This is a genomic window from Paenibacillus sp. WC2504 (assembly GCF_052682475.1).
Map to the genome: position 1 here is coordinate 6,330,040 of NZ_JBQZFH010000001.1, position 15,525 is coordinate 6,345,564.

A 15,525-nucleotide genomic window follows, 5' to 3' on the forward strand; every position below is an offset into this window, starting at 1 on the left:
GAACTATTGTTACATATCGAAAGGAGATTTATCCGTGGAAAAGAAACAGTTTCAGGCTGAGTCCAAAAGACTATTAGAAATGATGATTAACTCCATTTACACGCAAAGAGAAATCTTCTTGAGAGAGCTCATCTCCAATTCCAGCGATGCCATTGATAAAATTTACTACAAAGCACTCACAGACGACTCATTGGTATTTGATAAAGACAATTACTTTATCAAAGTCATTGCAGACAAAACGAACAGAACATTAACGATCCGCGATACCGGTATCGGGATGACAAAAGAAGATTTGGAGAACAATTTAGGGATCATCGCGAAAAGCGGTTCTCTTGCGTTCAAAAAAGAAAACGAAGCCAAAGACGGCCACAATATCATCGGCCAATTCGGCGTAGGCTTCTACTCCGCGTTCATGGTAGCTGATGTTGTTACGGTGACAAGTAGAGCTCTTGGCAGCGACACGGCTTACAAATGGGAATCCACTGGCGCTGACGGTTATACCATCGAAACAGCCGAGAAAGATTCCATTGGTACAGAAATCGTACTGCAAATCAAAGCGAATACCGAAGATGACAACTACGACGAATATTTGGACGAGTACCGCCTGAAAGCGATCATCAAAAAATATTCCGACTTCATTCGTTATCCGATCAAAATGGACGTTGCCGGCAAAAGACTTAAAGAAGGCACGGAAAATGAATTCGAGGATTATCAAGAAGAGCAGCAGCTCAACAGCATGGTGCCTATCTGGAGAAAAAACAAAAGCGAGCTAACGCCTGAGGATTATGAGAAGTTCTATCATGAGAAGCATTACGGCTTCGATAAGCCGCTTAAGCATATTCATGTTAGCGCGGACGGAGCTGTTGTCTACCAAGCGATCCTCTTTGTTCCGGAAAGCATGCCTTTCGACTACTATTCCAAGGAATATGAAAAAGGCTTGGAGCTATACGCCAATGGCGTTTTGATCATGAACAAATGCGCGGACCTGCTGCCCGACTATTTCAGCTTCGTGAAAGGGATGGTCGATTCCGAAAGCTTGTCTCTGAACATTTCCAGAGAGATGCTGCAGCATGATCGTCAATTAAAGTTGATTGCCAAAAACATTCAGAGCAAAATCAAAGGCCAACTTCAATCCATGTTGAAGGATGAGAGAGAGAAATACGAGACCTTCTACAAAGCGTTTGGCCGTCAGCTCAAATTCGGCGTCTACAGCGACTACGGCACCCATAAAGACGTTCTGCAGGACTTGTTGATGTTCCACTCCTCCAAAGAGAAGAAGCTCGTTACACTCGACGAATACATCGCGAGAATGCCGGAAGATCAGAAGTACATTTACTATGCATCCGGGGAGTCTATGGAGCGCATCGATAAGCTTCCGCAAACGGAGCTTGTTACGGATAAAGGCTATGAAATCTTGTATTTCACAGACGATATCGATGAATTCGCAATCAAAATGATCATGACTTACAAGGAAAAAGAATTCAAATCGGTTTCCAGCGGCGATCTCGGCATTGAAGCTGATGATAAATCCGAAACCGAAGCGGACAAAAACGATAACAAAGAGCTTTTCGACTACATGACCAGCTTATTGTCCGGTAAAGTTACGAACGTCAAAGCATCCAAACGACTCAAGAAGCATCCGGTTTGCCTGTCTACAGACGGTGACGTAACCATCGAGATGGAAAAAATCTTGAATGCGATGCCGAATAATCCGAATGTGAAAGCTGAAAAAGTTCTTGAAATCAACATGAACCATGAAGTGTTCGGCTCGTTGAAGGACGCTTTCGAAAAAGACAAAGAGAAACTGAACCTTTACACGGCCCTCTTGTACAACCAAGCACTCCTCATCGAAGGCTTGCCGCTTCAAGACCCGGTTGAGTTCACGAATGACATCTGTAAAATTATGGTGTAAATCTTTCGCCATAATCAAGAGCACTGCCGCCGCTATGGTTGCAGTGCTCTTTCTTGTAATCAGGAATGCTCATCAAGCCTGATCATCGGCTGCGCGGCTCTATCCTCACTCCGATTATTTGCCTCCATATTCGAATACACATAAGCCAATAATCGATCTTGATCAATTCCTAAGGAGCTAGCTACCTTCATAATATCTAATTCATAAGAAAAACCTGGAATTTGATTGGATTTGACGGACATATGCTTCAACCATCCTTCGAATAGATGTAATAATTGGAAATAATGTGATATAGTTTTCTTACAAGCATTAATCGGCACGACAAAGGCAAAACCACTGAAAAGTGGTGACGCAAAGCTATAGGGGCTAATTTGGACTAATTTCCATGTCCAAAATGTCAGCCAGCTGCCAAGACCGCCTCCGTCCGATTAATGTAGAAATGACTAGGAGGAGCTGAAAAGGATGGAGAAAATTGTGTTGAATGGAAACATGAGCTTGGATGTGGAGCACTTGATTGCTAACCTGCATCTACCGGAAAGTGATATTTTGAACATGTTCTCCTTTAAGTTTAATAACAACCTGCTGTCCCACGAAGAATCCATTCGGTTTATTCAATTTCTTAGGAGTGAACTGGACAAACGTACCCAATAACAGAATTATGCACGAACGCCCACAAAAATGCAGTCGGTTGGTGTCTATAGCATTATTTTTTTTAAAATCGAAAGAAATCGCGCCATAATAGCTTTTTAAGAATAAACACAGCAAAAAGACAACGGGAATCCCGCTGTCTTTTTCTTATTTTTTGTCAGATTTAAGGTTTAAAGTTTAGTGGATTTTCATACGCTAACATCCAATAATTTCCAAATACACAACATATACTATACTAGATTACTAGATTAGTCCTTGAGTTGAGGATAGAAAGGGAGAATGACGATGAGTTCAGGCTTGATTACCTTGCATTTGACTGCAACCATCACGGTTTCGGGGACCATATTAACAATGCCCTTACGATTGGCGTTACGGTCGTCTTGGAGACGCTCTCCTTTACGGCTACCTCTTCTTCTACTTCAACGACAAATAATTTAGTAGTCACTACGGTTATTCACTCTATCTAACAAATAAAAGCCGATCTGATCACGTTCAATCGAACGAATCAGAACCGGCTTTCTTTATTTGTCCCGGAGTAGGCCGGGATCATGCTTTCCCAATATTTGCGTTAACTCTTTGAGGAACATGTTAATGTCCTTGAATTGCCGGTAAACGGAGGCGAAGCGAATGTAAGCCACTTCATCGACTGGGTACAATTGCTCCATGACGATTTCGCCAATGCCTAAACTGTCTACTTCCGCATGAGCCGTCGTGCGAAGCTGCATCTCAACTTCGGATACAAGCATCTCGAGTCTCTCCATAGACACCGGACGTTTCTCACAGGCACGTATTAAGCCTCTTAATATTTTCTCACGACTAAATTCTTCCCTGCTGCCATCTTTTTTAATCACAATAAGCGGAGTTTCTTCCACCATCTCAAAGGTGGTGAATCTTCGGGCGCATTTCTCACATTCCCGGCGACGGCGGATCGATTTGTTTTCATTAGCTGAACGTGAGTCAAGCACTTTCGTACCGGAATAATCACAGAACGGACACTTCATTCGCTATCTCTCCTTTCTCTTCTATCTGATGGATTACCATATGTTACATGTCATGAACGATGAAGAAGTGCGCACAATACTAGTACCAACCGACAAGGAGGTGAACAGACATGAGCGCAGGAAACAGCAACACACTAGTTGTTCCTCAAGCTAACGCAGCGTTGGATCAGTTGAAATACGAAGTAGCCCAAGAACTTGGTATCTCTATCCCACAAGATGGATACTACGGTAACATGGCTACTCGTGACACTGGTGCCATCGGTGGTCACATTACTCGTCGCCTGGTGCAAATCGCAGAACAATCTTTGGCTGGTCAATTCAAGTAATCTTGAGTAGAAGTAGCCGCTGAATCTGCAAACGGGAAGCATTGGACTTTAAGCCCCCACAAAGGAGCTAGTCCAATGCTTCTTTGTTATGTAGAGACTTCATTTGCTCACTCTTCCATTGTTCTTGTTCGGAGTAAAGCTTTGTGTATTTCTCGTAATAATAAATAACTCTCTGAACATAATGACGCGTTTCGCCGAATGGGATTTGGTCAATGCGCTCTTGTGAGCCGTCCCAAACGTTCGTTTGCTTCCATTTATTCACATTCCCTTGTCCTGCATTGTAAGCTGCAATCGCATAAATTAAATTTCCATTGTAATGCTTGTTCAGCCAGCTTAAATACCAAGAACCGAGATTAATGTTCACATCCGCTTTTAACAAATCCTCCTGGGTATGTGGTCCTAAATTCGTGGACTCTACAATCCATTCTGCCGTGTCCGGCATCAACTGCATAAGCCCCAAAGCACCTTTTTTCGATTCCAAATGATGCTTATAGTTCGTCTCCACCCTGATGATGGCTGCAATGAGAAAAGGGTCTATATTGTGCTTCGCCGCACTTTGCTTAATTTCCTGCTCAAAATAGATTGGATACAACTTTCTTCCTATAAAATTGCTGTTCATAAAGAGGACTAGAACGAAACAAACGAGTAAAAGGGCGAACACTCGTTTTTTGCGCAAAAACTTCATGAAAGCCCCTTCCCTAGCCAAAACCGTTCGACCGAAGATAAGGTATCTTCCCAGGTTCCGCTGTTGTCGATCACGATATCCGCCAATTTGCGTTTTTCTTCTATCGACATCTGCGCGTTGATTCGCTTGTTGGCCGCGCTTTCCGTTAAGTTGTCTCTTCGCATTAAACGTTCTACTTGAATGTGAGGAGGCACATACACGACCAGAACCTCTTCGAACATAAAAGATAGGTTCGATTCAAACAATAAAGGAATATCGACGACAACCAGTTTGTCAGGAAATTGCTTCTCATACGCTTCCATCTGTTCTCTGATCATCCTGCGGATAGGCGGGTGCAAGATGTGTTCTAGTTGTTTACGGGCATCCGTATTCCCAAATACGATCTCACCCAGCTTTTTACGGTGCAGTGAGCCGTCTTCCTGAATGACCGCTTGTCCAAAATGCGCAGCAACCTGTTCGAGAACAGGGCTGCCGGGCTGGACAACATCGCGCGCAATTTGATCCGCATCTACTAATAGGGCGCCGCGGCTAACCAGCATGGCGCTAACTGTGCTTTTGCCGCAAGCGATTCCTCCTGTTAACCCGATATTCATAGGCAAATCTCTCCTAAATGTTTTCCTGTTACTACAGCATTTTCAATAAACCCATAAGTATAAGTACACACCCCGGAAGAATAGATAACTTCTTCATCCACGTCATTTCCGCGTAACGAAAGCCAATGCGCAAGCCTAGTGCAATAAACGAACCGCTCGAAATCGAAATAACGGATGCCGTTAACAAAGGAACAAAACCAATTAATGCAGCGCCAATACCCGCTCCAAATGCGTCCAATGAAAGGGCTAGCCCTAGCAAAGTAGCTTCGGAAGCTGAAATATTACCTGATTTATCCACATCAGCAATGGAGGGTGTACGCAAAATTTGAATAACCAAACCAAAACGCTTGAGCTCGATATTCAGAATTTCCTTCGTCCTTTGCAGCGTATCGAGCGTGGCGGGCTCATTGCCGGAAGGGGGAATACTGCTGAGAGATATCTGGTCGTCAGACGGTTTGGCTGCCTCTTGGGGATCCTGCGACTTCTGTTGTCTCTGTTGATAAAGCGCCCAAATGCCAATCCCGATCAGGATGAGTGCACCGATACGTTTGGCAAACTCGGGAGACATAAAAGAAGACATCAGGACGCCTATTTGCATCGAACTATAAATAATGATACCAGACCAAAGGGATATAATACCAATAGAGAGAAATGGAATTCGAATTTTGCGTAATCCGTACATGACGCCAACGCCGAAACCGTCTAATGAAACTGCGAAAGCCAGAACCAGCAAAGAAAGCACCGGAAGCATAATACCCCTCCTAAGAGTTTTACCACTGACGATAATAAGTTGGGTAACAGATCATCATCTGGGCTAAGTACTCCATATCATATGGGAAGGGCGCGCTTCACGTGCCTATTTCTCAGACTTCTTTATGATTCTCTTTCGCTTTAACGGTTGACAGGTTGGACAAATGTGCGTTCCGCGACCGCCAACCACGGTTTTGTAGATTTCGCTGCCGCATGTTTTGCAGCTTTGCGACTGTCTGCCATAAATGTTCAGCTGATGCTGGAATAAGCCGATTTCACCTTGGCCGTTGACATACGATTTAATTGAAGATCCACCCACCTCAACGGAATCGCTCAGTGTACGAATAATCGCCCCATGCAGCAGCACGAGCTCCTTCTTGCTGAGCGACGACGCCTCGCGTTCAGGATGAATACCGGCCAGGAAAAGGGACTCGTCTACATAAATATTACCGATGCCGACAATATATTCTTGATTCAGGAGCAGCGGCTTAATCTTCGTCTTTTTGTGGGCGATCCGATCCCGGAAAGCTTCAAAAGTGAAGCCCTCATCCAGCGGCTCCAAACCAAGTTTATGCAGCGGCGGCTGTGTGAGTTCTTCCCCTCTCGGGAACAAATGCATCGTACCAAATTGTCTGACATCCTTGTACCGCAGCTCGCTGCCGTCGGTAAACCGAAATAACACATGCGTATGAGACTCCAGCGGATCTTCCGTGTTGTACAGGCCATAGCGGCCTTCCATCCGCAGATGGGAGACCATGACGTAATCAGTTAAAACAAATCGCAAAAACTTGCCTCTGCGCTCAATCGTTTCAATCTGCTGCCCTTGCAGCAGCACTTCAAACATCTGGATATCATCAGGCTTCTGAATAATGCGGGGCAGTCTGACCTGAACCTGCTCGATCGTTTTACCGGTGATCAGATTGTTCAGTGTGCGCTTGACCGTCTCGACTTCGGGTAGTTCAGGCACGGATGTTCACCTCTTTTTGAATTTGTTCAGTTTCCTTACTTGGCGTCATACCAAGTAAGGCCATAATCCACGTCCGCGCTCAGCGGCACGTCCAGTTTCAATGCCCCGGCCATGACTTCCGGCACCAGGCGGCGCATCGTCTCGAGTTCCTCTTCCGGGACCTCGAAGACGAGCTCATCGTGTACTTGAAGCAGCATGCGGCTCTTCAAGCCCTCTTTCTTCAAGCGGGCATCCATCTGCACCATAGCAAGCTTAATGATGTCTGCCGCCGTACCTTGAATCGGCGTGTTCATCGCGGTACGCTCCGCAAAGGAGCGGAGGTTGAAGTTCGAGTGCGTAATCTCCGGCAAATACCGGCGGCGCTGCAGCAGCGTCGTCACATAGCCGTCTCGGCGCGCATCCTTCACGATATCGTCCATATATTTGCGTACGCCCTGGAAGACAGCAAAGTATTGTTTAATGAACTGTGCTGCATCCCGGCGAGTAATGTCCAAGTTCTGAGACAAGCCATAGTCGCTGATCCCGTAAACGATCCCGAAGTTAACAGCTTTCGCTTGACGACGCATGTTCGCGTCGACGGCGCTTTCTTCCACGCCGAAGACGTCCATCGCCGTCTTCGTGTGGATGTCCATATTCTGAAGGAAAGCTTCCTTCAGCTTCTCATCCTGCGAGATGTGCGCCAGCACGCGCAGCTCGATCTGCGAGTAATCCGCAGCGAGAATGTACCATCCAGGCTCGGATGGCACGAACACTTTGCGGATCTTCCGGCCCTCCTCCAGACGAATCGGAATGTTCTGGAGGTTCGGGAACTGGCTGCTGAGCCGTCCTGTGGCGGCAATTGTCTGCCGGTAATAGGTATGCACCTTACCGGTCTCCGGCCGCACCTCTTTCAGCAGCCCTTCGACGTACGTCGATTGCAGCTTCGCCAGCTGACGGTAATTCAAAATCTGCCCGACCACTTCGTTGTAGGGCGCAAGGCGCTCCAGCACCTCGGCATCGGTCGAGTAGCCGGTTTTGGTCTTCTTCCAAGCTGGCAGCCCCAGCTTCTCGAACAGAATCTCGCCAAGCTGCTTCGGCGAGTTGATGTTGAACTCGACGCCAGCGAGCTTGTAAATGCTGGACATAATCGTGTCCAGCTTATTGACAAGTTCCACGCCGAGCGCTTTAAGCCCTTCGGCATCTACGGCGATGCCGCGCAGCTCCATCTCTGCCAGCACGCTGGCCAGCGGCTGCTCCAGTTCATAGAAGAGCTGATGCATCTCGCCCTTCTCCAGCTCTTCCGCCAGCACCGGCACCAGGCGCGCGGTCGCCATTGCTTTGCGTCCCAAGTGGTCGCTAAGCGCTGTTAACTCCGGCAGGCGGAATTTCGCGCCTTTGCCGAACACATCTTCGTCTGCCTTCAGACCAGGCAGGCTGTATTTCGCCGATAAGCCGCTCAACGTTAGATTCGACTCCGTTGGGTCGAGCAGGTAAGCGGCGAGCAAGACGTCGAAATCCACGCCTTTGAGCACGATGCCCTGCCAAGCCAAAGCGAGAATCGAGCGATGCAGATCGAAAAGCTGCTTCTTCTTCGAATCATCCGCCAGCCATGCCCGCAGCGGCTCGCCAGCTTCTCCTTTGAGCAGCTGGAATGGCACGTAATAGGACGTATTCACGTCCTCATCATGCGTAAACCAGACCACGCCGACATTGACGGCTTGATGTGGATTTTCACCGACAGCTTCCACATGGATCACTCCGCTGTCGCTTAATTTGCCAACTAACTCACCCACATTGGCTTCCGTAACGACAACCGCTTCCATGCTTTCAACAACTTGTCCTTCCGCTTCCAAGTCCACAGCGCCGAAATCCATTTTCTCCAGCAAGGATTTAAATTCGAGCTTACGGAACATGCCAGCCAAGGCTTGTCCGTCATATCCATCGTAACGGAACGTATCCCACTCGGTTTCCATCGGCACTTCGCGGAAAATCGTCGCGAGCTCTTTACTCATAATCGCGTCTTTCGCGTGCTCCTCGACCTTTTCTTTCATCTTGCCCTTCAGGCTGGCTGTATTCGCAAGCACTTCTTCCACGGTGCCGAATTCATGAAGCATCTTGAGCGCAGTCTTCTCTCCAACTCCCGGAATACCAGGGATGTTATCTGAGGTATCGCCCATGAGTCCCTTTAGATCAATAATCTGCGCAGGTGTAAGACCGTACTTCTCTTTGATCTCAGCCGGGTTATATAACTCAACTTCCGTAATTCCTTTGCGCGTTATCGCAACGGTGACGTGATCGGAAGCGAGCTGCAGCATATCCTTGTCTCCCGAAACAAGAAGCACTTTCTCGCCTTTGGCGTCTGCGGCTTTGGTCAGCGTGCCGATGATGTCGTCAGCTTCATAGCCGGATAGCTCAAACTGCGGGATTTTGAATGCTTTCAGCAGTTCTTTGATCAGTGGAAATTGTTCGGAAAGCTCTGACGGCGTTTTGGCCCGTCCACCCTTGTATTCCGTATATTCTTTATGTCGAAACGTAATCTTCCCGGCATCAAAAGCAACAAGAAAATGCGTCGGCTTTTCTTCTTCTATTAATTTGAGCAGCATGGTTGTAAAACCATAAACGGCATTCGTGTGCAATCCGCTAGAATTGCTGAGAAGCGGTAAAGCATAGAAAGCTCTGTTTGCAATAGAATTCCCATCAATAATAATAAGCTTATCCATAAGTTCACACCCCGTTTTTAGACATACTTCCTTCATCATAGCATACGAAATTAAAATAAAAAAACGCTAGCGCACATAAACATGTAAGGAATCCATTAATCGATGTTCCGGTCTTCAAAAGGAGGTTCTCCGAATGAGCCCTTTTTTCTCACCAACACGTAAAAAGGTTATATTTTTCGATATGAACAATACGATTCTGGATCGCAGACAATGCTTTGACTCTGCATTCCTTGAGGTCATGAATGACTACACGGCGAGGTGGGAGCCGGACGAAACTCTCTTCACAGCCCAAGACGTTCTTCAGAGTTATAAAATGGAATGGAGCCGGCACCGCAAAGCACCGGTGCGCAGCCCTTTATCACCGGATGAGCTGCGGCACATTTGTTTGCGCAAGGCGCTGCATCCTCTGCCAGTGAATGTGAGCACGGCGTTTACCCGAGCTTTTTTCGAACAGGTCGAGGAGCAAGAGGATCATTTTGTTGCGCTTTTTCCCGGCGTAGAGGACACGCTCGAAGCGTTATCCCAGAATTATAAGCTTGCCATCATCAGCAACGGAAACCGCAGAAGATTGCAGAGTAATTTGGATAAATTGAAGCTGACCCGGTGGATTACAGAGGATCGCTTATTTAGCTCGGAGAAGGACGGTCCGCGTAAACCGCACCCAGCTATATTTGAGAGGGCTCTGAAGACCATGAACGCGGCTTCAAGCCAAAGTGTGATGGTTGGTAACTCGTGGCGCAATGACGTGGTAGGAGCCGCTTCCAGCGGTCTGGACGCTATCTGGATCCATCCCGGGAATATGAAGAAAATTTCCGAACGGCGAATCGGCAAACAGAAGGTTGTTATCATCCGTTCATTTAAACAGTTGATCTACACCTTCTAATGTTTCACCCTATATTCTGGAAATAATAAATACTGCCTGGATACGCTTTGGCTTTCTTCTTGAGAGCAGCCGCGGTTTGTGAAATATGTTCAAGTGAAATGGGAGATTCACAGGTGCAAACGACTAATGACAGCGATAGTGTGACTCCCTCGCTTTTAACTTTATTGCCGCTCCGGTCCCATACATACTCCCATTCCTCATCTTCATAAAACATCTGCACGCCCATTTCGAACCTGCGAATCATTTCCTGGCACAGAAGCTCAGGCTCATCCGTAGAAGAAATCGCGATGAAATCATCGCCTCCCACATGCCCCACGAAATCAAGCGGGGTTCCGCAAACCGAAATCGCCTGCTGCATAATGTCAGCTGTATATTGAATCAATTGATCCCCTTTTTGAAAACCGAACCTGTCATTGAACCATTTGAAATAGTCCAGATCCGCATAGACAACATGAAATGGCTTACTTTCATGAATCCGTTTATTCAATTCCCTATTAATTTGCAAATTCCCCGGCAAGCCCGTTAATGGATTCGCCACTCGAGCGGACTCCATCCGGACATTGGTTATACTCTCCAGAATGGCTCTGATCGAAGCAATACCCGCCATCTTTCCGCTACTTGTTATAATTACGAGGTCATACAAATGATGAATCGACCGCGAAGTCGCCATCTGGGACACCTGCTCGACGGAAATAAACTCGTCCACAATTAGCGGCGAGTCGTCCATGATATTGTCAATCGTCCGGTTCCAAAACAAAGAGAACGCATATTGTCCCGCCAACTGCTGGAACAAGCGATCTCTCATCATAAGGCCGACCGGTTCTTCTTCACTAACGATGACAGCTCCCACAGATTCCTGGTTTTTTTTGAAATAATCCGCCACTTCCGAAATAGGCACTTTCTTATCGAACACTTTCACCGGTGTTTTGAGATCGCCAATTGCCCAGGTCATATGTCCTCCTTGTACTTTGCGCTGCTGCCAAATCAACATCTTCAAGCTGTCCTGAATCGTTGCAGGATCCGCCTGTGGTCTCCCCAGCAAAAAGCCTTGGGCATAATGAACCCCAAGCCTCGCCAATTTGGTCAGCTCATCGACATGTTCAATGCCCTCAGCGATCAAAGAGATGTTCATTTTTTGTGCAAAAGTAACGAATGTTTCCAATATGTACTCTTTGACTTTATTGATATGAATATCCTGGATGAGCGACCGGTCGATCTTGATGAAATCCGGTTGAAGCTCGGCAATGGCTTGCATGGACGAATATCCGGCCCCGGCATCATCGATCGCAATTCGATAACCTTGCTTCCGGTAATGAGCCAATATTTTTTGAGCTAGGGAAAAATCCTCAATGGAGGTTCTTTCTGTTATTTCAAAAACAACGTTGTTTGGACGAAGCCCGTATTTCTGTAAAATTTCCAGTGTTTTCCCCGGAACGAACCCAGGATCATACAGGACATGCGAAGAAATATTAATAAAAAGCAATTGCTGCGGATGCTCCAAAATAGACCCCTGAATGGCTTTCTCTCTTGTCAACTGTTCCAGCTTTTACAGTTCACCGTGCTGCTCTGCGAATTGAAACATGGTTAGCGGCGAGTGAAAATTACTATCTTTGGGACCACGAATTAGTGCTTCGTACCCCATTACCAGACCATCTTGCATAGAAACAATAGGCTGATAGACAGAATAAATGGAACCTTTTTCAATGATATCGTAAAATTGGAGGAGCTCTTCTGACTGAATACCCATGTCCATCATCCCTTGCGTCATTTAAGTTTATTATCAGTCTATCAAACCAAATGGCAGGCTTTATTATCAATATGTAAAATGTGTGTAAAGAGTTCAAATAAAAAAGAGGGAATTGCCTTTTAGCCACGAAAAAATAGAAGGACGATTGCTAGGTGCGTACAAAGGCTTGTACAAGCACGGAAAGGATTTGAAATGGAACAACAAGTCAAAATCTTGGCGGTAGATGACCGCTACGAGAACTTGCTGGCTCTCAATAGCATTCTGGCCTCTTCCCACTATGACGTGATTTCGCTGCAATCGGGTGAGGAAGTTCTTCGATATTTATTAAAGGAACCCGCCGATCATATTGCTGTCATTCTCATGGATGTCCAAATGCCGGGCTTAAGCGGCTTTGAAACGGTTGAACTGATCAAACAGCGCAAAGCCTGTCAGGATATCCCGATCATCTTCTTAACCGCACTCAGCACATCGATTGAGCATGTTCTAAAAGGGTATCATGTAGGCTCAATTGATTACTTGTTCAAGCCTGTTCATCCCGAAATGCTGCGCATGAAAGTCGATGCTTTCGTCAATATGCACTTGGGACATCAGAAAATCAAATTTCAAAGCGAGCTTCTGCACAAACGGACGCTTGATCTCGAAGAGACGAACCGTAAACTGGCGGAAGCCGAGGAGAAACTGAAGCAGCAGAATTCACTTCTAGAACAATGGGTCGAAGAACGAACTACGGAACTAGTAGATGCCCATGAGAAGCTGCTGAAGTCTCAGGACCATTTTCAGAAAATGTTCATGCTCTCCCCTTCCTTGATGGCCATTCGCCGTCTGCCGGAACTTACTTATATCGAAATAAATGAAAGTTGGAAGCAATATACAGGGTATGGCGACGAAATCATCGGCACCAATATGGATTTATTACGATCGGATTCCGGGGAATCTATCAGCTACGATGAAGTGATTCATAACTGCAAAGTGAAGTATGAAACCAAATCCAAGGAAACTCGAACGGCTCTTCTCTCTACGGAGATCATCGATATTGAAAATGAGAGTTGCTTGCTTCAGGTGGCCGTCGACATTACGGAAAGCTTGCGCTTTGAGACGGAAATGGCTCGTCTTGCTCAGCTGAATCTGGTTGGGGAAATGGCAGCAGGCATCGCCCATGAAATTCGCAATCCGATGACGACGATTCGCGGTTTTTTGCAATTGTTTCGTGAAAACGATCGCAATATGCAAAAAGAGTATATTCCGATTATGCTCGAGGAGCTGGATCGCGCCAACGAAATTATTACCGAATATTTGTCACTGGCCAAAAACAAACAGTCCCATCAACAGCCGGATCAAATCAACCGGATCATCGAAATGCTCCTTCCACTCATACAAGCTGAAGCAGTCATGTCAGGCAAGCACGTTCAGTTCCAATTTGTCGATTGCCCGGTTATTCATCTTGATGATAAAGAGATGCGCCAGCTTATTCTCAATATGTGCATGAATGGGCTTGAAGCCATGACGATTGGCGGAACGCTTACGATCCAAACTTTCCAAGAAAACGGATATGTTGTCTTGCTTATTTCGGACGAGGGGACAGGCATTGATGAGAAGCATCTGGAGAAGCTTGGACGCCCTTTCTTCACCACCAAGGATGAAGGCACAGGCCTTGGTTTAGCCATCTGCTACAGCATCGCCGCCAGGCACCGCGCCTCGATTGAGGTCCAATCCAGCTCGGAGGGGACGACCTTTCTTATTCGCTTCCCTATTCCTGAATGAGCCGCGGCTACGAATCTGTTCGTCGCACATAGCATCAAAAAAAGACCGTAAACCAAGCGGAATCCGCTTCGTTCTACGGTCTTTTTTTGTCTCTTTTACACGTTCAAATCTTTACGCTTCCCAGTCACCATATAAATAACGCCTTCACCAATATTCGTAGTGTGATCCGCTACCCGCTCCAGGAAGTGGGCAACCAGCAGCAAATGAGTCAACTGACGATTGCGATGATAATCGGAATTCATCATACCCATCAGCTCTGTCATGACAGTGCTGTACATTTTATCTACACGATCATCCTTCTCAGCTAGCGCTGCAGCACGGTGAACATCGCGCTCTGTATAGGAGAGCAGGCTTTCCTGCAGCATCTCGATGGCGATATTCGCCATTTGCGGAATTGTCTCGAGAGGCTTCACAAGTTCTTCTCCGGCGAAGCGGATTGTAATTTTGGCGATGTCTACGGCATGATCGGCAATACGCTCCAAATCAATTGCAATTTTGAGCGCTGTGCCAATAATGCGCAGATCACTTGCCATAGGCTGCTGCAAAGCAATGAGACGCAGCGACAGTTCATCAATCCTAGTTAAATAATCATCGATTTGATCGTCATTGTTAATCACTTGCTGCGCGGCTTTCTCATTGAGCGTTGCCAGAGAATTAACGGACGTAAGAATCAATTCCTTAACGCTTTCCCCCATCTCAAGCAGTTCTTTTTGCAGCAAAGTTAATGATTGATGAAACCCGGGTCTTGCATCCATGTACGTTGCCCCTTCCAGTAGTTGTTAGCCGAATCTTCCTGTAATGTAATCTTCGGTACGTTGATCATTCGGATTTGTAAAGATTTTATCGGTTTTGTCAGTTTCGACTAAGTACCCGTTCAAGAAAAAGGAGGTCATATCGGAAATCCTAGCGGCTTGTTGCATGTTGTGAGTAACGATAATGATCGTATATTTGTCTTTCAGGGTTTGTGTAAGTTCTTCAACCTTCAACGTTGAAATTGGATCTAAGGCAGATGTAGGCTCATCCATCAAGAGAACATCTGGCTCAACGGCAAGCAAACGAGCGATACATAAGCGTTGCTGTTGTCCACCGGACAATCCAAGTGCGGATTTGTTCAAACGATCCTTAACTTCATCCCATAATGCAGCTTGGACAAGGCTGCGTTCTACGATTTCATCAAGCAATGCTTTTTTCTTGATCCCGTGAATACGCGGGCCATATGCAATATTGTCATAAATGCTCATCGGAAATGGATTTGGACGTTGGAACACCATACCCACCCGTTTACGCAATGAAACCACATCTGAATCCGGACCATAAATGTTATGGCCGTCTACAGCCACATTTCCCGTAATACGAACACTGTCAATCAAGTCATTCATCCGGTTCAAGGTACGCAGGAACGTGGATTTCCCACAACCTGACGGTCCAATCAATGCTGCGATACTTCCTTTTTCAATCGTTAGATCAATATCGTGAAGCGCGTGATTTTCTCCGTAGAATAAATTCAATTTATCTGCTTTAATCTTTGTTTTAGTCATAGTTGAAGTCGCCAT

17 protein-coding genes and 1 riboswitch are annotated in these 15,525 nt (G+C 46.3%); of the genes, 6 read left to right on the forward strand and 11 right to left on the reverse strand.

The annotated features are described in order from the left end of the window. The first annotated feature begins 34 nt into the window (after positions 1-34). Entirely contained in the window at positions 35-1,912 is a 1,878-nt protein-coding gene (gene htpG / locus ACUN27_RS28585; RefSeq protein WP_315954260.1) for a molecular chaperone HtpG, read from the forward strand. A 59-nt stretch (positions 1,913-1,971) separates the two neighbouring features. Here htpG and ACUN27_RS28590 read toward each other — a convergent pair whose 3' ends face one another. After that, complete coding sequence (locus tag ACUN27_RS28590) at positions 1,972-2,154, reverse strand: hypothetical protein (RefSeq protein WP_315954261.1); 183 nt, start codon at positions 2,152-2,154, stop codon at positions 1,972-1,974. Positions 2,155-2,228: 74 nt separating this feature from the next. Further along, a riboswitch (cyclic di-GMP riboswitch) is annotated at positions 2,229-2,325 on the forward strand. Between the two features lie 49 nt (positions 2,326-2,374). On the opposite strand from ACUN27_RS28590, the gene ACUN27_RS28595 reads away from it, so the two are divergent. Together ACUN27_RS28595 and ACUN27_RS28600 are read left to right on the forward strand one after the other, a co-directional pair. Then, on the forward strand, positions 2,375-2,563 hold the full coding sequence (locus tag ACUN27_RS28595) for a hypothetical protein (protein WP_315954262.1): 189 nt from the start codon (positions 2,375-2,377) through the stop codon (positions 2,561-2,563). A gap of 257 nt (positions 2,564-2,820) precedes the next feature. Continuing rightward, a complete protein-coding gene (locus ACUN27_RS28600) occupies positions 2,821-3,027 on the forward strand; it encodes a hypothetical protein (RefSeq protein WP_315954263.1) in 207 nt (68 codons plus the stop codon). Positions 3,028-3,081: 54 nt separating this feature from the next. Here ACUN27_RS28600 and nrdR read toward each other — a convergent pair whose 3' ends face one another. After that, positions 3,082-3,561: a transcriptional regulator NrdR gene (gene nrdR, locus ACUN27_RS28605; protein ID WP_127458074.1), complete on the reverse strand. Its 480-nt coding sequence runs from the start codon at positions 3,559-3,561 to the stop codon at positions 3,082-3,084. 110 nt (positions 3,562-3,671) lie between these two features. Between nrdR and ACUN27_RS28610 the strand changes: the two genes are divergently transcribed. Further along, positions 3,672-3,887, forward strand: coding sequence for an alpha/beta-type small acid-soluble spore protein (locus tag ACUN27_RS28610; RefSeq protein ID WP_127458075.1), 216 nt, complete (start codon positions 3,672-3,674; stop codon positions 3,885-3,887). A gap of 67 nt (positions 3,888-3,954) precedes the next feature. Here ACUN27_RS28610 and ACUN27_RS28615 read toward each other — a convergent pair whose 3' ends face one another. The 5 genes from ACUN27_RS28615 to polA form a co-directional block, all read right to left on the reverse strand. Continuing rightward, positions 3,955-4,572: a lytic transglycosylase domain-containing protein gene (locus tag ACUN27_RS28615; RefSeq protein ID WP_315954264.1), complete on the reverse strand. Its 618-nt coding sequence runs from the start codon at positions 4,570-4,572 to the stop codon at positions 3,955-3,957. Further along, positions 4,569-5,165 carry a dephospho-CoA kinase gene (coaE, locus tag ACUN27_RS28620; RefSeq protein ID WP_315954265.1) on the reverse strand — a complete coding sequence of 199 codons (597 nt, stop codon included), beginning with the start codon at positions 5,163-5,165 and terminating at the stop codon, positions 4,569-4,571. Before coaE ends, ACUN27_RS28615 begins: the two co-directional genes overlap by 4 nt. 31 nt (positions 5,166-5,196) lie before the next feature. Continuing rightward, positions 5,197-5,916, reverse strand: coding sequence for an MntP/YtaF family protein (locus tag ACUN27_RS28625; protein ID WP_315954266.1), 720 nt, complete (start codon positions 5,914-5,916; stop codon positions 5,197-5,199). Between the two features lie 105 nt (positions 5,917-6,021). Beyond that, entirely contained in the window at positions 6,022-6,882 is an 861-nt protein-coding gene (mutM, locus tag ACUN27_RS28630) for a DNA-formamidopyrimidine glycosylase (protein WP_315954267.1), read from the reverse strand. A gap of 35 nt (positions 6,883-6,917) precedes the next feature. Next, complete coding sequence (gene polA / locus ACUN27_RS28635) at positions 6,918-9,581, reverse strand: DNA polymerase I (protein WP_445559999.1); 2,664 nt, start codon at positions 9,579-9,581, stop codon at positions 6,918-6,920. 133 nt (positions 9,582-9,714) lie between these two features. Between polA and ACUN27_RS28640 the strand changes: the two genes are divergently transcribed. Further along, on the forward strand, positions 9,715-10,464 hold the full coding sequence (locus tag ACUN27_RS28640) for an HAD family hydrolase (protein ID WP_157322823.1): 750 nt from the start codon (positions 9,715-9,717) through the stop codon (positions 10,462-10,464). Positions 10,465-10,468: 4 nt separating this feature from the next. Here the strand turns inward: ACUN27_RS28640 and ACUN27_RS28645 are convergent, their stop codons facing one another. Together ACUN27_RS28645 and ACUN27_RS28650 are read right to left on the reverse strand one after the other, a co-directional pair. After that, positions 10,469-11,998, reverse strand: coding sequence for a GGDEF domain-containing protein (locus ACUN27_RS28645; protein WP_445560000.1), 1,530 nt, complete (start codon positions 11,996-11,998; stop codon positions 10,469-10,471). Between the two features lie 12 nt (positions 11,999-12,010). Further along, entirely contained in the window at positions 12,011-12,232 is a 222-nt protein-coding gene (locus ACUN27_RS28650) for a hypothetical protein (RefSeq protein ID WP_445560001.1), read from the reverse strand. Between the two features lie 171 nt (positions 12,233-12,403). Between ACUN27_RS28650 and ACUN27_RS28655 the strand changes: the two genes are divergently transcribed. Continuing rightward, a complete protein-coding gene (locus tag ACUN27_RS28655; protein ID WP_315954270.1) occupies positions 12,404-13,972 on the forward strand; it encodes a response regulator in 1,569 nt (522 codons plus the stop codon). A 95-nt stretch (positions 13,973-14,067) separates the two neighbouring features. Here the strand turns inward: ACUN27_RS28655 and phoU are convergent, their stop codons facing one another. Together phoU and pstB are read right to left on the reverse strand one after the other, a co-directional pair. Further along, on the reverse strand, positions 14,068-14,727 hold the full coding sequence (phoU, locus tag ACUN27_RS28660; RefSeq protein WP_315954271.1) for a phosphate signaling complex protein PhoU: 660 nt from the start codon (positions 14,725-14,727) through the stop codon (positions 14,068-14,070). A 24-nt stretch (positions 14,728-14,751) separates the two neighbouring features. After that, a complete protein-coding gene (gene pstB / locus ACUN27_RS28665; protein ID WP_315954272.1) occupies positions 14,752-15,525 on the reverse strand; it encodes a phosphate ABC transporter ATP-binding protein PstB in 774 nt (257 codons plus the stop codon).